Annotated in this window: 15 protein-coding genes; 9 read left to right on the top strand and 6 right to left on the bottom strand. The window is 45.0% G+C overall.

The window, feature by feature from the left end; genetic code table 11:
* Window positions 1-308 precede the first annotated feature (308 nt).
* The 3 genes from ABW391_RS15650 to ABW391_RS15640 all read left to right on the top strand — a co-directional run bounded on the left by ABW391_RS15650 (window position 309) and on the right by ABW391_RS15640 (window position 4,249).
* Entirely contained in the window at window positions 309-1,415 is a 1,107-nt protein-coding gene (locus ABW391_RS15650) for a hypothetical protein (RefSeq protein ID WP_353482829.1), read from the top strand.
* A 453-nt stretch (window positions 1,416-1,868) separates the two neighbouring features.
* A complete protein-coding gene (locus tag ABW391_RS15645) occupies window positions 1,869-2,519 on the top strand; it encodes a hypothetical protein (RefSeq protein ID WP_353482828.1) in 651 nt (216 codons plus the stop codon).
* Between the two features lie 284 nt (window positions 2,520-2,803).
* A complete protein-coding gene (locus ABW391_RS15640) occupies window positions 2,804-4,249 on the top strand; it encodes a purple acid phosphatase family protein (protein ID WP_353482827.1) in 1,446 nt (481 codons plus the stop codon).
* Window positions 4,250-4,477: 228 nt separating this feature from the next.
* Here ABW391_RS15640 and ABW391_RS15635 read toward each other — a convergent pair whose 3' ends face one another.
* The 4 genes from ABW391_RS15635 to ABW391_RS15620 form a co-directional block, all read right to left on the bottom strand.
* Window positions 4,478-5,041, bottom strand: a complete 564-nt coding sequence (locus ABW391_RS15635) for a hypothetical protein (RefSeq protein WP_353482826.1) — start codon at window positions 5,039-5,041, stop codon at window positions 4,478-4,480.
* A gap of 349 nt (window positions 5,042-5,390) precedes the next feature.
* On the bottom strand, window positions 5,391-7,193 hold the full coding sequence (locus tag ABW391_RS15630; RefSeq protein WP_353482825.1) for a serine hydrolase: 1,803 nt from the start codon (window positions 7,191-7,193) through the stop codon (window positions 5,391-5,393).
* A gap of 321 nt (window positions 7,194-7,514) precedes the next feature.
* Window positions 7,515-8,507 carry a 2-hydroxyacid dehydrogenase gene (locus tag ABW391_RS15625; protein ID WP_353482824.1) on the bottom strand — a complete coding sequence of 331 codons (993 nt, stop codon included), beginning with the start codon at window positions 8,505-8,507 and terminating at the stop codon, window positions 7,515-7,517.
* Between the two features lie 55 nt (window positions 8,508-8,562).
* Window positions 8,563-8,880, bottom strand: a complete 318-nt coding sequence (locus ABW391_RS15620; RefSeq protein ID WP_353482823.1) for an HPF/RaiA family ribosome-associated protein — start codon at window positions 8,878-8,880, stop codon at window positions 8,563-8,565.
* 272 nt (window positions 8,881-9,152) lie between these two features.
* Between ABW391_RS15620 and pcaDC the strand changes: the two genes are divergently transcribed.
* Window positions 9,153-10,310, top strand: coding sequence for a bifunctional 3-oxoadipate enol-lactonase/4-carboxymuconolactone decarboxylase PcaDC (gene pcaDC / locus ABW391_RS15615; protein ID WP_353482822.1), 1,158 nt, complete (start codon window positions 9,153-9,155; stop codon window positions 10,308-10,310).
* Between the two features lie 151 nt (window positions 10,311-10,461).
* Window positions 10,462-10,929, top strand: coding sequence for a GNAT family N-acetyltransferase (locus ABW391_RS15610; protein ID WP_353482821.1), 468 nt, complete (start codon window positions 10,462-10,464; stop codon window positions 10,927-10,929).
* Here ABW391_RS15610 and ABW391_RS15605 read toward each other — a convergent pair.
* Window positions 10,926-12,380, bottom strand: coding sequence for a hypothetical protein (locus tag ABW391_RS15605; protein WP_353482820.1), 1,455 nt, complete (start codon window positions 12,378-12,380; stop codon window positions 10,926-10,928). The genes ABW391_RS15610 and ABW391_RS15605 overlap by 4 nt on opposite strands.
* Window positions 12,381-12,565: 185 nt before the next feature.
* On the opposite strand from ABW391_RS15605, the gene ABW391_RS15600 reads away from it, so the two are divergent.
* Window positions 12,566-17,917 (top strand): T9SS type A sorting domain-containing protein, encoded by a 5,352-nt coding sequence (locus ABW391_RS15600; RefSeq protein WP_353482819.1) that lies wholly within the window; start codon window positions 12,566-12,568, stop codon window positions 17,915-17,917.
* An 11-nt stretch (window positions 17,918-17,928) separates the two neighbouring features.
* Here ABW391_RS15600 and ABW391_RS15595 read toward each other — a convergent pair whose 3' ends face one another.
* The gene (locus tag ABW391_RS15595; protein ID WP_353482818.1) at window positions 17,929-18,369 is read right to left on the bottom strand and encodes a hypothetical protein; all 441 of its coding nucleotides are present in this window, start codon (window positions 18,367-18,369) and stop codon (window positions 17,929-17,931) included.
* Window positions 18,370-18,377: 8 nt separating this feature from the next.
* Between ABW391_RS15595 and ABW391_RS15590 the strand changes: the two genes are divergently transcribed.
* From ABW391_RS15590 to trpD, 3 genes are all read left to right on the top strand, one after another.
* The gene (locus ABW391_RS15590) at window positions 18,378-19,793 is read left to right on the top strand and encodes an anthranilate synthase component I family protein (protein WP_353482817.1); all 1,416 of its coding nucleotides are present in this window, start codon (window positions 18,378-18,380) and stop codon (window positions 19,791-19,793) included.
* A 12-nt stretch (window positions 19,794-19,805) separates the two neighbouring features.
* Window positions 19,806-20,411, top strand: a complete 606-nt coding sequence (locus tag ABW391_RS15585) for an anthranilate synthase component II (protein WP_353482816.1) — start codon at window positions 19,806-19,808, stop codon at window positions 20,409-20,411.
* A 61-nt stretch (window positions 20,412-20,472) separates the two neighbouring features.
* Window positions 20,473-21,459: an anthranilate phosphoribosyltransferase gene (gene trpD / locus ABW391_RS15580; protein WP_353482815.1), complete on the top strand. Its 987-nt coding sequence runs from the start codon at window positions 20,473-20,475 to the stop codon at window positions 21,457-21,459.
* The last annotated feature ends 13 nt before the right edge of the window (window positions 21,460-21,472 follow it).

Here is a 21,472-nt window from a genome sequence, read left to right as displayed (position 1 = left end):
CGTTTACTTATCTAATCCTCTGGCAAAATGATCACTTATTTTTTTATCGCCCCTTCGTTGGAATCAAATATACCAACATTTTTCAAAAAAAGCCATGCCCGTATCAAATTGAAACACCGATTTTTTCAAAAAAGGCCATCCTGTGGCCGTCCCCAAGCATCGATTATTCCCCATCAGCCACAGCCCAAACACCCTTACTTGTAGAATCCTGATTTATGGTCCAAATATTGATGTTACCTTAGGTAGTCAGTTTTAAAACTGTCGACACCAACTTCCATCCAATACCTAACTTTTTAATCGCATCAGAAATGAAAAAAATTACGCTTCTTGTTGCCGTAGGCGTACTGGGAATGCTCTTTATCTCCAGTACGTACAAAAAAACCGATAACAAATACAATTTCAGCAAGGGCACACCTGTAGTAAAGTCAATTGCCGCTTTGGCTTTTGGCCCAGAAGGTGTGTTGTTCATTGGTGATTCGAAGAGCTCAACCGTGTTTGCGGTGGAAACCAAAGACACCAAAAAAGCAGCAAGCACACAGTACGACGTCAAGAACATCGATGTGAAAATTGCCGAAGCGCTGGGAACTACCAAAGAGAATGTTTCCATCATTGATATGGCCATCAACCCGGTTTCCAAAAAACTGTACATCGCGGTAAAAAGTGCAGACGGCACTCCGGTGTTGCTCAGCCTCGGCGCCAACAACGAACTCAAAGCCGTTTCCCTTACGGATGTAAACTTCTCTTCCACCGCCGTCAACAACCCTCCCGACGAAACCAAAAAAGACCGTCAGGGCAAACCATTGAGCCTGATGTCCATTTCAGACATGGGTTTTGAGGAAGGTAAGCTGTTGATCAGCGGCTTGTGCAACAAGGAATTCAGCTCTTCTTTCCGCAGCATCAGCTTTCCTTTTACCGGTAAGGCAGACGAAGAAGCAACCCTGGAATTGTACCATGCCAACCACGGTCGCTTTGAAACCACTTCACCCGTACGCACTTTCTCCACCACGACCATTGAAGGCAAAAAATACGTGGTTGCCAGTTATACCTGTACCCCGTTGGTGCTTTTCCCCATGGATGAGCTGAAGCCAGGTGCACACGTCAAAGGCAGAACCATTGCTGAAATGGGCAATCGCAATACGCCAACCGACATGATTTGGCTGAAAGATGGCAATCAAAACTTCCTGGTTATGGCCAACGACAACCGCCCAGCCGTTAAGGTAAGCCACGAGGAGATTGCAAAATTCCAGGGCACTTTGACCGAAAAAGTAGAAGGAACTGCTGGCACCAATTTTATCATTTTGCCGCATGAAAAAGTGCTGCAATTGGCTAAATTGGATGACAACAGAGCAGTAGTCATTCAAAAGAAAACCAATGGCGACATTGATCTTTGGACTTCCGATGGCAAAAACATCTAAACAAACAATTAGCATAAAAAAAGCCGGGCTGCAGCTGATCTGTAGCCTGGCCTTTTTTTCCCTTCTTGCCCTAAGTGCCTGTCAAAAGCAGGAAGAGAGCATAGAACTGGTATGGAACAAGCAGCGGGCAACTGGTATATCCATCCCTAAGCAGCTCATCCAAAATTTTTCGTCTGCTGCCACCGATCCTTCCATCAAAGTAGTCCTGGCAAATGGCAACAAGCGGGCCATTTTGGGCAAGTTCTCTGCCGATAATTCCGCGCTTTTGTTTGAACCCTTGATCCCACTAACCCCCGGGCTTATCTACCATATCCTGGAAAACAACCGGCTCATTGGGCAAGTATTTGTTCCTTTCAATCCAAACGAAAAGCACCCGAATTGGTGGCGATTTATCCTTTGCTGGATACTTTACCAGAAAATTTACTTAAGCTTTATGTCCGCTTTTCCAAACCCATGCGCAGCGGTGAGTCTTTACAATTCATTCATTTATTGGATAAAAACCAGGATACGCTCCGCAATGTTTTTTTGAACCTACAGCCCGAACTGTGGGATACCACTGGCACCGTACTCACCCTCTGGCTCGACCCTGGCCGAATCAAACGGGGCCTGACCTTAAACCGAGCCCTGGGCAATCCACTAAAAATGAATGAAACCTATCATCTGGTGATTTCAGCAACATGGAAGGACCAGAGTGGGCTAAAATTGGCCCAAACCTACCGCAAAACCTTTGTAGCAGTAAAGCGCGATGATCAGGCACCGGATCTCAAACAATGGCAATTGAAGCTCCCTAAAGTGGGCACGACTGCCCCTCTCGAGATCAAACCCTGGGAAACCCTGGATCATTATTTGTTGCTTGAATCCATCGGCATTGTCGATCAAAACAACAGCCTGGTAAAAGGAAAAATAAGACTGGATAAAAAAGATCAGCAATTGCTTTTTGTTCCCACAGAACCCTGGAAAGCCCAGCGTTACCGCTTGCAGATCGATGCCCGCCTGGAAGACCTGGCTGGCAATAACCTCAACCGCGTTTTTGACCGGGATATCACCAAATCAAAAAGTAGAAACAAATCTTATTACGAGCTTGCTTTCGAGCTGAAACGCTAGTGCAGGCTTGTCGACGGTGCCATAGATGTAAAAATCAACGCCTCAAGTTTGATGGATTCCCCTTTTTCCACAAATCAAAATAATCCCCTATCTTACATCAAGTATCAGGATGCCTTATTTCAACTACAACCTACAGCAAGATGGACCAACCCAGTCAGTCGAATGCATTTTTGTTGCCAAATCTGGACAAAAAGAATTAACGATAAAATAGCATACACTTAAAAACAAAGCACAGGAAAATTGCACTTCTTTGTGCTTTGTTTTTTGCACTAATTTGTCCTTGTATGAAAAATCTGTTCAGCCTCCTTTTTTTTAGCAGCGTTTGGTTCTTAAATGCCCAAACCTCTGCCGCCTTAGTAGACTACTATCCACCTGGCCCGATGCCAGATCGCATCATCACCAGTTGGAAAACTGATCCTAGTACTTCCTTTGCGGTCAACTGGCGGACGGCAGTAACTGTAACTAAAGGGATTGGCCAAATTGCAGTGGCCAGTGCAAGTCCTGATTTTGACAGCATCATGGTGACTGAAGCCATTAGTGAAATGTTGGTAAGTGACTTGAGTGCAGCGTACTACCATTCGCTCAATTTCACCGGTTTAAAACCGAATACCACGTATGTTTATCGGGTTGGCGACGGACAAAACACCTGGAGTGAATGGATTCATTTCCATACCGCTGAGGCCAAAGAAGCCCCTTTTTCTTTCATTTATTTTGGTGACGCCCAAAACGACATCAAATCAAAATGGTCGCGTACCATCCGGCAGGCCTACAGCGATTTGCCCAAAGCCGACTTCATGCTCCACGCCGGAGACCTGATCAACGTTGCCCAGCGCGATCATGAATGGGGAGAATGGTTTTATGCCGGAGGCTGGATTTACCAAAACATCCCAAGTGTGCCCACTCCCGGAAACCATGAATATGCTAGAGTGAACAACAAAACCATATTGAGTAAACACTGGCGACCTTCCTTTACCTTACCTGAAAATGGCCCAACTGGCTTGGAAGAAAGTGTGTATTACCTCGATTATCAAGGTACTAGGGTAATTTCACTCAACACTACCGCTTATCTTTCTTTTGATCAGGACAGCATCAGTCAAATGTTGTGGTTGGATAAAGTATTGCAAAACAACCCCAATAAATGGACAGTTGTGACCATGCACCACCCCGTATATTCGCCTGCTGGCGACCGCGATAACCCTTCCCTCCGAAATGGTTTGAAAACTTTGTTTGACAAATACAATGTCGATGTAGTACTCCAAGGGCATGACCATACCTATGCACGTGGAGGCAACAACCTGCCCATTGGTGCTACTGTAATTGATTCAACCGGACCAGTATATGCAGTATCCGTGAGTGGACCCAAAATGTATTTGTCCAACCTTTTGCCTTGGATTGATCGGGCGGCAGTGGAAACACAATTGTATCAATTGGTGCAGGTCAATAAGGACACCCTTACTTATGAAGCCTACACGACTCTTGGTGAGTTGTATGACAAATTTAAATTGATCAAAACGGGAAATGGGCGCAAAAAATTCATCGACCTGGCGCCTCCAGGCTTGAAGGAAAGAATTGACTTGACCACCGCCCGACTGGAAAAACTCAATGCTGCGGAACGAGGAAAATGGATCGAGCGCTTTAATGCTTACAAGGCACGAAAACTAGTGCATGAAGAGGCGATAAAGGCGCTGACAACTAAAGGCAAAATGGTTAAGGCCAAGAAGAAAAAATAATGCCTAAAGCGTCACTTAGGGGCGACAAAAAAATAAGTGTTCATTTTTGCCCCACTACATATTTCTACTTTGGCACTTTAGAAAATCGATCGAGATCAACTTGTCGCTTGAAGTTCCTTAGGGAGATAATTTAAATAACTGTCGTGATTCAATATTCAGGTTGATTGTTCAAAACGCTTACTGTTTATCAAACACGACAGTTATTGTAATCACGTCCCTTAGATCAAGTCAAAACACATTCTTCATTCTGAATTTGACATTGCTGAATCTAACAACTTTGGGTTCATTAGGTTCAGTGATTTTTCTTGTCAATTGAACTTGAAAAACACCTTCAACAATTGAAGTGTCTTTTGAAAAAGAAGTAAATTGGAGATAGTTTTCAAAATCTTTCGTCACTAAAATGGAATCATATTTAGAAGAGAATGACGGTTCATAAGAAGGACTGTAAGTGGACTGGAATGTAAAATTTGGGTTAATGTACTTTACATTTAGCTGTGGGATAACTTCTGATGTAAATTGAACATAATTGATTAAATCACCACAGTTATTACGCACTACACCACTCAAAACATAAGTAGTATCTAATTCCGAAATTATGGTGTTTACGTCTACACCAGTACCTGAGAAACCAGATGCTGCTTCCCATGACTTTCCATTCATCTTTCCTTTCATGTAAAAACCTTGATCTAATCGAGGAAAATCTGTCCAGCTACGCTCATCACATTCCTCAGGCTTCGAACAACTGAAAGCCAAGGTTAAAATAACAAAATAATAAAAAGCGAATTTTTTCATGGCAAAAAGTTTTATTTATACCTCACTGCATGAGAAAACGTGCATTTGAATTGAGAACGTCGAAAGGATACAGCGTTCATGAATTTCATTTGCACTTTTTCTTACGCAGTGAGGTATAGAAGTGTATTGATGATTTTTTTCTCAAACGACTCTGAAGACAGCATAAAATAACAGCGACTTTGAGTCATTAGAAATTCCAAACTCTTTGAGAAACAACCTTTTTTTAGACAACTAATTTGTCTAACCACAGTCTTACTAGGTTGCAGCTTTCTGATTAGGGTGTAATTCAAATTGTCGCAAGGCAATTTGAATTACACCCGTTTCCCAACTCACATGACGCCCTGATTTATCATTCTTTTGGCTTTGGGATCTTTAGCTCCGCAAAAACTTTATCAAAAAGCTTTACATCGTTGTGGTGCTCTTTGAAGTAGAGGAGGTCGTCCTGCATCATTTTTTCCCAACTGTAGTCGGGTCTAATCATGTCTTTTTGGTGCGCTTTGTAGATAGCCATGGCACTTTTGTAATCGTTGTTGAACAAATACAAATGCGCCAAGTTGCTCAACATCCCGAGGTCTTCAGGATACAATTGTGTCCCCCGCTTGAAATAGGCCAGCGCCTCCGGGTATTTTTTAACCTCAAACAAATACCAGCCAATCTCCGTTAGTTTTTGGTTAGCCAGTTTGAGGGTGTCAATGTTCTCAATTTTGGTAGCTTTTGGAAATTCCTTACCGTCTACCATGCGGGTATAGCCCAGTATTTTGCCCTGGTCATTTTTAATAAACTCCTTTACCGCCGCGAATTCTTCATTAAAAAAACTGGTGGGAGTCGTAAAATACATTTTTGCAAAGGTCCCGCTATTATAAAAATGGTATTCATTGTCCTTTTTCCCAATACCCGACCAGGAATTATCATATACATAAATGCCCTCGTAAGTTTTGATTGTTTTTTCGTCTACCGCTATGTTTTTTTTTCTTTGCGGTTCGCGGTAAAAATTTTTCCAGTTGTAAGCTTTGGCAACGCTATTGATCACTTCTGACAAGAGCCTGCCCGCTTCGCTATTCAAAAAGACAACTACGCCATCACCACCTTCCATGCTGCCATAAAATATGCCGCAAAAACCATCATTACCCGCCGAGTGCTGAAAATATTTTACGCCATCATGGTCTTCGATAAACGTACCCATGGCTGCATTTTCGTTGTTGTAAGGCGTTAAATGCAATTTCACCATTTCAGGATTCAATACTTTGGATGCTTTGCCCTGGTAAGCCAGTTGTAGGTCAATGATGTAGTTGCACAGGTCGCTGGGCGTCATCCACAAACCGGCTGCGGCCTGTTCAGGGTAAACGTGGAATTTGTTGGCAATTGGTTTACCATTGCTGTTGTAGGCAGAAGCGCACAATTTTTGTTTGTCTTTGGCGGGTGGTTGCGCATAGGTGCTGTTTACCATGCCGATGGGTTTTAGTACATTTTCGTACATCCATACATCGTAAGCTTGCTTGGTAATGTCCGTCAGCAATACTTGTGAAATGCTGGTGCCTCCACCCGAATATTGATATTTCAAACCCGGTTCAAACTCGCTGCGCACCGCTGGCGTAACCGCTGGAGATTTCCCGTCCAACACCTGAAATATGGTAGGAATAGGGCCTTTGATGTCGTGTCCAGGAAAACCATGTACGGACAAGCCAGCAGTATGACTCAATAAGTTCGCCAGGGTTATTTTTTTGCCTTTTGACAATGAATCGTAAGGGAATTTCCAAGAAGTCAAATAAGTGTTGACGTCCGTGTAGAGGTCTACCTTTTTTTCCTGGGCCAACTTTAGGATACCCACGGCGTTCAAGGTTTTACTGATCGATCCTGGTTCAAAAAGTGTTTCGGTGGTGACTAGTTGTTTCTCCGCTTCATCGGCCCAACCGTAACCTTTGGCCCAGGCAATTTTGTGATCGTGGATAACGGCAATGCTCATGCCTTTTACCTTGTATTTGGCCATGCGCTCGGCAATGGTGTTGGGTCTTTCGTCATTCAGGAGGAGATTTCCCGTAATGTTGGTTTCAACTTCTTTTATTTTTGCGAGGGTCTCGGGTGGATAATTCGTTTGCGAAAAAAGAGCAGTGCTGTAAAGGAGGGTAATCAAAAAAAATAGAGCGTTTTTCATGCTATGGATTTTGTGGTGCAGGATAATGGAATAGATCCTTGGTGATAACGCATTAAAACTACTTTATTCTTGGTTTTATAGTTTGAAAATCGTGTAAAAGATTGTAAATGAAAGGTAAATTGTAATAGTCTCGACTTGATCTGACAGTTAAAAAATGTAATCAATTACACTTTTTCGTACGAACAAGTGTACCAGACCACACTTTTTCGTACGAACAAATGTAAGAACCTACACTTTTTGGCACGAACTTAATCGAACACACCCCAAAATCGCCGCAAATACCTTTTGCCGCTTTGGTGGTATGCCGTTTTCTCCATTGCCTTACAACTTTATCTCATTTTCAGAAACCACGGTTTTTGCAAAGCAATCCAAGTTGTACATGGTTGTTTTAGCAATATTGCTCAAGGATGTTTCAGTGAGAAATCCTTGGTGGCTGGTAATCAATACGTTTTGGAAGACCATGAGGCGAGCAATGGTATCATCCTGCAAAATCTCATCCGAGTGGTCTCCAAAAAACAATCCGTCTTCCTCTTCATAAACATCCATCCCAAAATAACCAATCTGCCCGGTTTTTAAGGCTTGCACCACATCATTGGTGTTCACCAAAGCGCCACGGCTGGTATTGATTAGCATCACGCCCTTTTTCATCTGTTGGATGCTGGATTCAGCGATGATGTACCGGGTTTCTTCATTGAGGGGCAGGTGGAGGCTGATGATGTCTGAGCGCTGGTACAGCGATGCACAATCGGTGTATTCCACCCCGTATTTTTGCTTGATCTCTTCGTTTTCAAATTTGTCATAGGCCAGCAGGTGACAACCAAAACCATACAGAATCCTGGCCATCACCACCCCGATTTTTCCGGTACCCATGATGCCCACGGTTTTCCCATTCATGTCAAAACCAGTCAATCCATTCAGGGAAAAGTTTTGTTCCATGATCCGAGAATGCGCACGGATCAACTTCCGGTTCAGCGCCAGGATGAGGGCAACCCCGTGCTCTGCTACAGAAAAAGGCGAATAGGCAGGCACTCTCGCCACGCGGATGCCGTATTCTTTCGCTTTGTCCAGGTCAACATTGTTGTAACCAGCCGAGCGCAAGGCAATGAAACGTACGCCATTTTTGTGCAGTATTTCAAGCACGGGCGCAGAAGCGTCATCGTTTACAAACAAACTGACCGCCTCAAAACCTGCGCTCAAAGGGGCTGTTTCGAGGGTAAGTTCCACGTTGAGAAAATGCAATTGATGATCACTGTCGGGTACTTCTTCAAAATAAGGTTTTTCAAATTGGTGGAAGCTATAGACCGCTACTTTCATGGTTGGTTTGGTTTTTTGTTGTTTGTTGGTGTTTCTCCTGCATTACATCCAGGCATCAGTAATCACTCGAAGGCGTCAATTTTGAGGACAGCAAATGTTTCAATTGATCAATCGCGCCTTCGACGGCTTGTTCAACCGTATTTGCAGTATTGGTAACGGCAACTGGCTGGCTATGTTCAAGTCTTGCTTCGAGCATGCAGCGCATGTCGTTTGCCCCTTCTTTTTGGTCGCTGTTCTCATCCGAAAGGTGAGCTTCGATCCTGCTGATGTAGCTGCTAAATCTACTTAATCTCTCCGAAATCATGGCAATCAATGGCGCCCTAAATTCTTCTGTTCCGTCAATGTTGTGGTCGGTGTTGAACTGGATTTTCATTTTGTTTCGTTGTGCTGGTTAAGGAACAAAGTTCAACAGGATCAAAAGCAGAAGCATTACACAATTTAAGGGTAATCTTACATGATTCACAGGTGGCTATCTCCTCGGACAATTTTAATATCGTTCCTTATTGCTCATCCAATATGGTCGTTTCAAAAAGATTATTGATAAATTTGACATTCTGAATTGTAAAGCTAAGCATTCGCTTGGGTATTGGAGGATGGAATTGGCGCAAGTCACCACAATTGCTGAAAACAAAAAAACATTTGATCATGAGTTGGACCATCTTACGAGGCATTAACATCCATTATGCGTACCTCGGCCGCCAAAATCCGCGCACTTTTGTATTCATCAATTCGCTAGGCACCGATTTTCGCATTTGGGATGCAGTGGTTGAAAAATTAAAAGACCACGGCAATATCCTGCGTTTTGACAAACCCGGACACGGCCTTTCGGGATTGCCCGATACCCCCTTTCAAATCAAGGACTACGCCGCGCTGACCCTGGAGTTGATGGACAACCTGAATATTGGCAAGGCCGTCATAGTTGGTTTGTCCATCGGTGGGGTAATTGGGCAGTATTTGGGCGTTTACCATCCTGAGCGGATCGAAAAATTGATTTTGAGCAACACCGCACCCAAAATCGGCACCACCGAAACCTGGAATACCCGCATCGAAAAAGTACGCTCCGAAGGCATTACGAGCATTGCCGATACGGTGATGAAAGTCTGGTTTTCAGCGCAATTCCATCAGGAACGGCAGGCAGAGTTACTGGGTTACCACAATATGCTGGTCAACTCCCCCCTGGAAGGTTACCTGATGGCTTGTGCAGCCATTCGTGATATCGATTTGAGCAGCGAAATCTCAAAAATCCAATTGCCTTGCCTGTGCATCGGTGGCTCAGTGGATGGTTCTACCCCACCGCCCCTGGTTGAAAGTATGGCGCAGGCCATTCCCGATGCTCAATTTGTGTTGATTGATGACGTAGGGCATATCCCCTGTGTAGAAGCACCCGATTACGTCGTGCATGAAATCCTGGATTTCGTGGTGTATGCGGATACAAAATCGCTGTACCAAAAAGGCATGATCACGCGCCGTGCTGTACTCGGGAACGCCCATGTAGACCGGGCCGAAGCCAACAAAACCGAGTTCGACCGGGTTTTTCAGGAATACATTACCAACAACGCCTGGGGTGCCATCTGGTCGCGGCCGGGTTTGAGCAAACGCGAACGGAGCATGCTCACCATTGCCGTTTTGGCCACTTTGGGACAAGAAGAAGAATTGGCCATGCACCTCCGGGCAACGCTCAATACGGGTACAACGCTGGAAGACATCAAAGAAACCTTTTTGCACATCGGAGTCTATGCCGGAGTGCCCGTGAGCAATACGGCCTTCCGAGTGGCGAAGAAGGTTTTTGAAAACAAAGAATAATCAATGCCTTGCGGAAAACAAACGATACCTGAGTGTTCATCCTCAAATTCGGAAATACATGATTGAAGGAGAAAATGAAAAGCTTTTTGATCCGGTACATGGATTGGGGATAATGCGATCGATTGGGTAATTTATGCAAAAATCAACCTACATGCATCCATTGAAAATAACACCATTCAAGCGAGAAGACTTTGAGGAATACCAAAGCTGGTTTGCCGATCCCGAACTCAATAAACATCTAGGGCCAATGGAAATCGAGGATTCCTGGCTTGAACATGTGTTGAACAACAACCCTGAGGGTTGCGAATACAGCGTTTTCATCGATCAAAAAATGGTGGCTGAAGTAGGGATTCTTTTGCCCAATTCAGATAACCCATCCTTTTATATCACCAATTTGGCCGTTCATCCCAAACTCAGGAATCAAGGCATCGGCTCAGTTGTCCTATCAGAATTGATGCAAATGCATCCACTAAAAGTAGGTCAATCCTGGAAAGCCTTTGTAGATGCCGAAAACCTTAAGGCCATTGCTTTTTTGGAAAAAAACGGATGGAAACGTTTGTCAAAAATTCCCGATGAATCCAACATGTATGATTTTGAATTTGTCCCCTCTCTTGATTAAATCTCCTCCTCCAGTCCCAGCAATTTCGCTTCAAACCAGGCTCGACTGAATACCTCCCCCGTTTTGGCCAAAGTCATTTTTAGCCTCTCCAGTTCCAGTTCGGCTTTATCGGAAGTCAGGTACTCCAGTCGGGAGCGCAAGTAAGCTGCTTTGCGGGTGAGGCGAAAGAGGTTGTAATAGCCTTTGCGAAAGTTTTCGGACATGTTTTTGTCCCGCATCAACAATTGGCGGAAAGACTCCGTCAGGGAGAACAAAGGGTCGTATTCCTTTAGTTCATAATACGACTGCAACAGCATCGTTTTTGCGCCCAGGTTGTAGCGTTGGTCACTGTATTCCACTTCACGCAGGAGTACCATTGCTTCGTGGTGTTGCCCCAAAGCCAGGTGATAGCTGGCTAGATTGAAGCGATAAGCGTTATCTTTGAATTCTGGAGCAAGGCTGTCTTTGTATTTCTCAATAAATTGATAGACCCAATCGTATTGGTGCAAGCGCAATCCAGCTGCGACGATGTTTTTGTAATTCCATTCCGAAAGCATACCTTCTTCCAGCAGCAGTCCTTGCTCCAGCTGATATTGGTACAATTCAAATAATTTGCCCAAAAATTCTTGATCTCCTTGATTGATGCGAATTAGGCAATAGTTTTTGAATTGATTGAAAATTGCACTGACTTCGCCTCCTGAAAAGGTGTTTTCCCAACGCTGAAATACCTCTAGAGCTTCCCCAAAAAAGGAAGGATTATTGCTGGAAAGCATGCGGTACACCATGTAATAGGTAATGATGGGCGGAATTTGGCGGTAACTGTCCAGGTTTTGTTCAATTTCATAAATAACTGCTTCAGCCAAGCGGGGCGCACGCTCGTCTCTTTTGACTTCTTGCCGGGACAATGCCTCGCAAGCGTCTTTGAGTTTTTCATTGAGGTAAAAAACGTCCAACTCTTCTTGTTTGCGCTGAAAATATCCTTCAAATTCAGTTTTGTTGTATTGTGACCAATAACGCTCCCCTTCCCCCGCCAACAGGTAACGCATCAATGCTTTGTCGGCGCCTAAAGTTGCGGAATGCATTGGGTTTTCCTCCAAATCCTGAAAAAGTCGTTCATAGGGTACAAATGCTTGTACTGAACGCAAGTGCCTGAGATAGAGATAACGCTGAAAATATTGATCTCCCCTGAACTCCTCAAAAGCCCAAAATTGTTCGAGTAATCTTTGGGTATAAGTTAGTACTGGGGCAAGGAGTTTTTCATTATATTTACCCTTGACAAAAATCGATTTAAAAATCAGTTCCTTTGTGCACTTTTTTTCGTCTAAACGGGGATAAATCTCGGAAATATAGGCTACTAGCAGCCTAACTTCCTCATGCTTATTGAGGTAAGGCGAAAAAACAAACTCCTTAAAACGAGTCAGTTCTTTTCGAGATAATTTTTCGAGGTTACGAATCAGCTTGTTACTCTTCACAAAAATCAATTTTTGACATAAAAAATTTGTCAACAAAATATTGATTGACAAATTTTTACATCATTTTTTCGACCTAAAACTCTGGTTTTTTTTCCAAAATTCCAACGATTATGTCAATTTTAACGTCTAAAAAAAGCAGCACATTTGTACCAAGAGCAAAGTGTAGTACCAAAAACAAACGCACCATGAACTATTCTACACATTGGGTTTATCTACTGCTGTTTAGTTTTAGCTTATTTTCAACGCAGTTGGAGGCCCAATCCCAAAAACAAGAGGTCTGTTTTAACTTCAACGACCTGGCAGATAAAACGAAGTTTGGCATCGATGCCAACCAAAAACCGGGAACACCCATCTTCAAAAAAGATGGCATCGTAGGTTCCCTGCAGGAGTTTTATCCGTCCAATTCCACCAAAGAGTTTGGTTTCATTACCATAGAAGAAAAGCAGTCGCTTTTCAACGGTCAATTCGAAGAAGCTGAAGGAAAAGTTCTGTTTGTTTCCAACATTAACCTCAAATGGATTTTCAGCAACTTGCCCAAAGGCAAAGCCAAACGGGTTTGCCTAAACTTCATCGATGGTGGTGGATCTGAAAACTTTTCCATTAACGGAGAAGCCGTAAAAATCCTCAGCGATTGGGGATCATTGAATGAAAAAGAAGTGGCCAAAGGAGTAAAAGTAGCGGTATCCATCAAGGAAAACTCCGATTTACTCCAAGGCACCATCTGTTTTGAAGGAGACATTGAATCCATTTCATTCGGTGGTCAGGAATTTGGGATCGACAACGTCTGTGTCGAATATGAAAAAGACGCTGATCCCATTGCTTGTATCCGTGATTTGACCATTTTACCCCGCCCATGTACGCCCAACGGAATTTTCTATTTGGCAGCTACTTTCAAAACCGATCCCAAAACCGATACTGCTGCCACTTATTATGTTCAGGTAGACAAACAGAAATTCGGTCCATTCAAATACAAAAATGTTTTCCCCGCCATTGGGCCAGTTCAAACCAATGCTTCCGGTAAATACTTTTTAACCATTCGCGACAGCAAAGACACTTCCTGCTACAAAACCGAAGATTTTGAATTCAATTGCAACACCACCAGTGCCTGCGAACTCAAAGAATTGGAGGCGGAGGTTTCCTACTGCCCTACTGATACTTTTGCCATCCTGAAGGTAAAATTGAGTAAAGTTTCCCCCGCTGATGCAAAAGTCATCTTGACCATCAATGGCGTAGTCCTGGGTGAATTTGCTGCTAAAGAATTGCCATTTTCGCTGAAAGTGCCCAAGCGCCTGATTTTGCTGAGTACGGCTTCTGGATTGGTTTTACAGGCTTGCGTATCAACGCCTCAGGGCCGTTGTTGTTTGACGGCTACCCCCAAGATCACCATGGACAAATCTTGTTCGAGGGATAGCGCTTACTGTGGCATCAAAGAGTTTGTTGCTACCCCTCTGGATTGCAACAACGATGGTACTTTCAAAATGGCCTACAAATTCAGTGGCGACAATAAAAGCTTATCCGGTTATTACATTTACGTCAACAGCCAACGTTTTGGCCCATTCCGTTACGCAATCAATGGAGGCACAGTTGGCCCCATCAAACCAAATGCCGATGGCTTCTATCGCGTGGTAATGGCTGATGTAGAAAACCTTGCTTGTGTTGACACGGTGGATATCAAAAAGTTTTTCTGTCAGCCCTGCACCATCCGCGACCTCAGCGCTGCTTACATCATTTGTGAGCAGGAAAAGCAGGATATTTTCATTCTCAACCTTCTTTCCGGCCCCACAGTAGACACTGTCTTTAATTTGGCCATCAATGGCGTCAACATTGGAAATTTTTCTTTGAAAAAAATGCCTTTGCGCATCAGTATTTCAAAAGCCATTCCAGGTTTAATTGCTGATGTTCTAAAGGTTCAGGTTTGTCTACCCAGTGTAAAAACCTGTTGCATTGATGGACTGGCCAAAATTATTCGGATCAAATCCTGCGCCAATCCAATCTCCTTTTGCCCGATCAAAGAAATCAAGGCAGTTGCAACTGGATGTAGCAACACTGGCAGGTTTTCTCTTGAAGTCAACGCTGCTTTTGATGAGCAACTGCTGACTACTGACAAAGTATTTGTTAAAGTTGCTGGTAAGACCTATGGTCCTTACAAGCCCAGTAATTTCCCAATTAAATTAGATCCCATCGGTTTTGTAATCTCTGGCACAGTATCTCCCAAAGTGCAAGTTTGTACCGAAAGCATTTTGGATACTTGCTGTCAGGAAATTACGCCAATTGTCAATACCACTGATTGCAATTGTAAGTTGGACATGACCGTCACTCCTGTTGAATGCAACGACTCCAAATATTACGCTTCCATCAAAGTTGCAAGCAGCAATGGCAGCAAGGCTGGTTATGTTGTAGTCGGGCCAGATGGTAAAAAATACGGTCCATTCACTTACGATCAAAAATCTACGGTGATCGGCCCATTCACCCGTGCAACTACAAGTCCAAAGCAGACGTTTTATGCTGCGGATGTGGAAAAGCTTTGTGCGGATACAGTAGTGCTGACATCAATTGTTTGTGCAGCAGATACCATTTGCCACTTAAAAGACCTCAAGGTAACTTTGCGAAACTGCACCCCTCAGGGTGGCTATAACCTGCTGATTACGCCGGTGTACACGCCGGGAACAAACAATGCAGCAATTCCTTATTTCGTCTACATCGGCGATAAAAAATACGGCCCATTCAAATTGGCCAGCACTCCACAGGTTATTGAGGGTGTGATCATTGACCCAAATGTGAAAGAATTTGAGGTCAAGGCGTGTGAGGATGGCAATAGCGGCAAATGCTGCATCAGCGTTAAGCTGCCAAGATTTGTATGCCCACAATGCGAATTGGGCGAGTTGATCATCAAAACTGCCCCTTGCAACGACAAGGGGGAAGTATATGCTTACCTCGATTTCAAACGCGCCAACACCAATTCCGATTTCTTCGTTTTGGTACAAAATGGCAAAGAGGTCAAGTACAAATATGCAGAATTGCCGATTCGACTGATTCTTCCTTCCCCACAAAAGGATACCACCCGTCTGGAAGTATACGACAGCAACAACCGGGCTTGCAGCAGCAAAGGTTACATCAAACCGTTTGAATGCAAACCAACTTGCTCCTTAAGCGACATCAGCGTTTCAGAGATTAAGTGCAACAACGACGGCACTTACAGCATGTTGATCAAGCTCAAGGCTACCAATGCAGATTCTATTTTGTGGCTGCAAACCTCTAATGGATTTGAAACAAAATTCAAGTTCAAAGGAGCTGCGGTGCGCATCGATAAAGTGCCATTGCCCAAATCAGGCCGCCTGGATTGGATAGTGGTTTGCGACAAAAACACTACTACAGATTGCTGCATCAAATGGCAATACGAAGTGCCTTGTGAGCAAACAACATGCAAATTCGGCCCCTTGAAACTGGAGCAAGTATGCCTGCCTACCGGAGGATATTATGTGAGCCTCAATTTTGAACATGCCAACAATGGCATCTATTTCAATCTTTACTCCAATGGCAAATTGTACGGCACCTATGCGTATACCTTGCTGCCCTTGCGTTTGCCACAGGGCGCAGGCTCCGACCCAGCTGTACTGGAAATAAAAATTGAAGACAAAGAGAAAGGCTGTACCCAAGCTGGTCGTTTGGAATTGAAAAAATGCGAAACCAACTGCCCCATCGACGGCATCAAAGTAGAATTGTTGCCTTGTGAAAAAGGCCTCTACTACGCCAAAACTACGGTGGTGTCTCGCCCAACTTCCACCCTGCTGAAAGGCTACATCATTTATGCCAACGGCATGCTGTTTGGCCCTTTCAACTACAATGGCGGAGCACAAAAGATTGGGCCATTCCCGACTTCAATCAATGGCACCATTGAATTCCTGGCAGTAGACGTAACCAATCCGACCTGCTATGCGGCAACCAAACTAGAAGCGCCCAAATGCGCCGATCCTATTCCATGTAAAATTTCGAACCTGGTCATCCGTGGCCTGGGCTGTAATCCTGACGGTTCGCGCCGATTGAACATCAACTTCAAATACGAAGGCGCGACCAACCGCTACTTTGATTTAATAGTGGACGGAAAAATCATCGGTACCTTCCCATTGATTCGTTTGCCTTTGGAGGCCAATTTCAAAATGGCCACTGAGCAGGAAGTATTCAAAGTTGGGGTTTGCATCAATGACCAGAAAGGATGCTGCGAAACACTCGAAGTCAAATTGCCTTGTGTACGCCCCTGTCCGGATTTGATTGTAGATGTGAAGCAGAAGCCTTGCAACGCTGGCGGTGCTTTTGGTGCTGAGTTGATCTTCAAAAACCCAACACCTGGGCCATTGCGCATTTCCATCAATGGCAAGATTCTGGATACCCTGGAGACTGGAAAAACCAGCTTCACCATTAATTCATTGCTTGGTGATGGCGTCACTTTGTACAAAGTTGAACTGCTCAACCTGAAGGATACGACTTGCAAGCGCAGCATTATCTTTGGGCCAGTGAAATGCCGCAACATGCGCATCACCGATGTTTGGCCTGGAGATGTGAATCAAGACAACAGCGCCAACCACTTCGACTTGCTGCACATTGGCCAGGCTTTTGGCAGCAAAGGACTAACTCGGTCATTGCCCAATGCCTGGGATTGGAAAGCCACGCCTGCAGTAGACTGGTCTGAAATTTTCTTCGACGGCATCAATTACAAACACGCTGACATAAACGGCGATGGCGAAGTGAACCGCAAAGACATTGACGCACTGTTGTTCAACTTTGGCTTGTCGCATGGCGCTTACATCAGACCCAAAGCACTACCCGCTACCGACCTGGATCCAAAGATCTTGGTGGAATTGCCGAAAAAAGGAGAACTGGCCGACAGTACCCACTTCGACATTCCGATCATTTTGGGCAGTGAAAAGCAAGTGATCAAAAACATCTACGGTGTTGCATTCAGTGTCAAATTTGATCCTAAACTGATCGATCCAAACGGGTTGACCGTTGAGTTCCCAATCTCCTGGATGGGACAATCCAAAGTCAACCTGGAATCAATCTATAAGGTATATCCAAAAGAAGGTAGAATCGACATTGCCATCACCCGCATCGATCAGAATGAAGTATCTGGTTATGGCACAGTTGCCAAAATCAAGGGCATCATCATCGACCTGGTTGGCCGTGCCGAAACCAAATTGCAAACCGATGATGCAATTTTGAATCGCCTGGATGGAGAAATTCTTCCGCTGAATACCGAAACGACGGCCTTCACCATTGTGGATGCACCGCGGGCAGTACGGCCTGAAGATTTGCTGAGTGGCGTGACGGTTTATCCCAACCCGACCGGCAGTCAGCTCAACATCAGTACTGCTGCAGGTACAGTTACCGAAGTAGAAGTAATGGGGCTGGACGGCAAAACCAGCATCAAATCCTTCCGCAATACCAACCTAATCGAATTGGATGATTTGCAGGCTGGGATGTACTTCTTGCGCATCAAAGTAGGTCAGCAGTTCTTCTTTGAGCGCATCATCAAACAGTAGTAGCATCACCCCTACGTGGGTGATCCCGAACAGAATAGTGAGTGTTTTTCATATAATCCCATTGAACTGTTTTTTTTCGTTTTCCATGATGCATATCCGGCTGCCGATTCCTTGAAAAAGGGGATCGGCAGTTCCTTTTTGAGGTGGTTTGAAATATTTTCATCGCATTTATTTTGATCATTACTTTTGAATAATTTCAAAAAAATCCCCCTCCCCCTTGCATATTTCTCAAAAGCCAATATCTTTGCAAGCGAAATAGATAAAATTTCAATCAATGACTGTAGCAGTTCAAAACATTTGGTGGTGGCGTCTGAATCATTCCGTTCTCGGGTGAAGTAGATAGCCATTGATGATGTTCTAGGACATACAGCGCAAAAACGGCTTGTCGGATCACTCGGCAAGCCGTTTTTGTTTTTAGCCCATACCCCTTTATCAAACTCTGAAACACGCAATTGACAATATGATCAGCACGACCCAACAAATTCAACTCCGCACCCTCATCAAAAAACAACTGGCGGATATGGTGACGCCCGTTTCGGTTTTTTTGAAAGTGCGCGACCACTACACCCAGCCTGTGATGCTGGAAAGCAACGATTTCAGCAGTGCTGTCGACTGCTTTTCGTACATCGGCCTTCAGTCCATTGCCGAAATCATGGTCAAAGAGGGGGTCATCTATACCCTTTTACCGGATGGCGAAACCAGCCAAACCCCTGTAACCGATGTCACTACCGTACCAGAAGCGTTGCAGCATTTTGCGCAGCAATTCAGCGTCGAGCAGGACACGCCTTATCCGGTATACAACGGACTTTTTGGCCATGTGAGTTTCGACGGGGTGCAATACTTCGACACCCTGAAATTTGACTCCTCCAAACGCAAATTCGACATCCCCGATATACGTTTCACGTTGCACCGCTTCATCATTGCGATCAACCATTACAAAAACGAACTTTACCTGCTGGAGAACTTACTTCCCGGTCAAGCTTCAGAAATGGAAAAGTTGGAAGCACTTTTGCGCAGCCAAAAAATCCCTACCCACGAGTTTCACCTGGAAGGCACGGAACAAAGCAACCTCAGCGACGAAGAATTCAAAGAACTGGTGCGGGTTGGCAAGCGCCATTGTCAGATTGGGGATGTGTTTCAGATTGTGTTTTCGCGTCAATATTCCCGCGAGTTCAAAGGCGATGAATTCAATGTGTACCGCGTTTTGCGCTCCATCAACCCTTCTCCTTACCTGTTTTACTTTGATTACGGCAATTACAAAATCTTTGGTTCTTCCCCTGAAGCGCAGATGGTGATTCGTGACGGGGTAGCCCGCCTAAACCCCATTGCCGGAACTTACCGCCGCTCGGGCGACAACATCGAAGATGCCCGTCGTGCCCTGGCCCTGGCCGAAGACCCCAAAGAAAACGCTGAACACATCATGCTGGTGGATTTGGCACGCAATGACCTGGGGCGTCACGCTGAAAATGTACAAGTGCGCAAATTGAAAGAAATCCAGTTTTTCAGCCACGTGATTCACCTCGTTTCTACGGTGACGGGGGATTTGCCCGCCCATGCCAATCCGGTGCAGATTTTTGGAGATACCTTCCCCGCAGGAACCCTCTCTGGCGCACCCAAGTACAAAGCCATCGAACTGATCAATCAGTACGAAAACCAAAATCGTTCGTTTTACGGAGGTGCCTTAGGCATGATTGGTTTTGATGGCTCGATCAACCAGGCTATCGTGATCCGTTCATTCCTCAGCCAAGACAATAACTTGTACTACCAAGCCGGAGCCGGGATCGTGGTAGACAGCAAGGAAGAAAGCGAATTGCAGGAAGTACACAACAAACTTGGTGCATTGACCCGAGCATTGGTCGAAGCCGAAAAAATATAAAACCCAATCAACATGAAACTACTGGTTCTCGATAATTACGATTCGTTCACATACAATCTGGTGCAGTATTTCCAGGAAATTCTTGGGCAAAACGTGGATGTGTACCGCAACGACGCCATTTCACTCGAAGACGTAGCGCGTTACGATGTGATTGTGCTTTCGCCTGGTCCTGGCCTACCCAATGAAGCGGGCATCATGCCGGAGTTGATCAAAAAATACGCGTCAAGCAAGTGCATCCTGGGGGTGTGTCTGGGGCATCAGGCCATTGGCGAAGCCTTTGGCGCTACCCTCGACAATCTTTCAAGGGTTTACCACGGGGTAGCCACCCTGATGAAACAACTGGGCAACGATGCCAATTTTTTCCAGGATGTGCCTATGGTCTTTGAAGCTGGGCGCTACCACAGTTGGGTAGTGGCCAAAAACACCCTGCCCAACGAGTTGATCGTCACTGCGGTAGACCATCAAAACGAGGTAATGGCCATGCGCCACCGCGATTACAACGTATTCGGGGTACAATTTCACCCGGAATCGGTAATGACGCCAGATGGCAAAAAAATGCTGCGCAATTTTATCGATTATTGTGCGGAGAAAACGGGAGCTAAAGCGGCTGTGGCATAAGTGGCTAAAATAAAGCTCCGCCGAAGGCGGATGCATGTAGAATTACGAACAAGTCCTTGGAATGAAACAACTATTGAATCGGCTGTACGAACACGATAAATTCAGTCGGGAAGAAGCCCGGCAGATTTTACACAATATCGCAGCCGAAAAATACAACGAAATACAAATTACGGCTTTCGCCACGGCCTTCAATATGCGGCCGATTACCTTGTCAGAATTGCAAGGTTTTCGCGACGCATTGCTCGAGCTTTGTGTCCCACTAGATCTTGAAGGCCGCGAAACCATCGACATTGTAGGTACTGGCGGAGACGGAAAAAACACCTTCAACATCTCCACCCTTTCCTGTGTGGTTGTGGCGGGTGCTGGCTATCCGGTGAGCAAACACGGCAGTTATGGCGTGTCCTCCTCGGTGGGTTCTTCGGATGTTTTGATCCAAATGGGCTACCAGTTTACCAGCGATCAAGATACGCTGCGAAGGCACCTGGATGAAGCGGGCATGTGTTTTTTGCATGCGCCGCTGTTTCACCCGGCGCTAAAAGTAGTTGGTCCAATCCGGCGGCAATTGGGGACGCGCACCTTCTTCAACATGCTGGGGCCATTGGTCAATCCGATACAGCCCCAATACCAGCTATTTGGTACTTTTAGCATGGAGTTGTTGCGCATGTACCAGTACATCATGCAGCAGTCTGGTCGCCGTTTTGCCATTGTGTACGCACTCGATGGCTACGATGAAATTTCGCTTACCAGCGATTTCAAAATGGTCAGCAACGACAGTGAACGCATCTGGTCTCCGGTGGAATTGGGCTTAAAGAAGCTCCAACAACACGACCTGGATGGCGGAGAAACGGCTGAAGATGCCTCCAGAATCTTTTGGTCAGTGTTGGAAAATACCGCTACCGAAGCCCAAAAAGCAGCAGTAATGGCCAACGCAGGCATGGCCATTAAAGTGATCAAACCTGAACAATCTGCGGAAGACTGCGTTGCAGAAGCGCGGGAAAGTATTGAAAGCGGCAAAGCCCTTGCAGGTTGGAAAAAATTGTTGGCGTAGAGACGCGATTAAT

The organism is Haliscomenobacter sp. (assembly GCF_040403615.1).
Taxonomy (GTDB): domain Bacteria; phylum Bacteroidota; class Bacteroidia; order Chitinophagales; family Saprospiraceae; genus Haliscomenobacter.
Note: the sequence above shows the minus strand (reverse complement) of the source record. Positions and strands in the feature narration are given on the sequence as shown.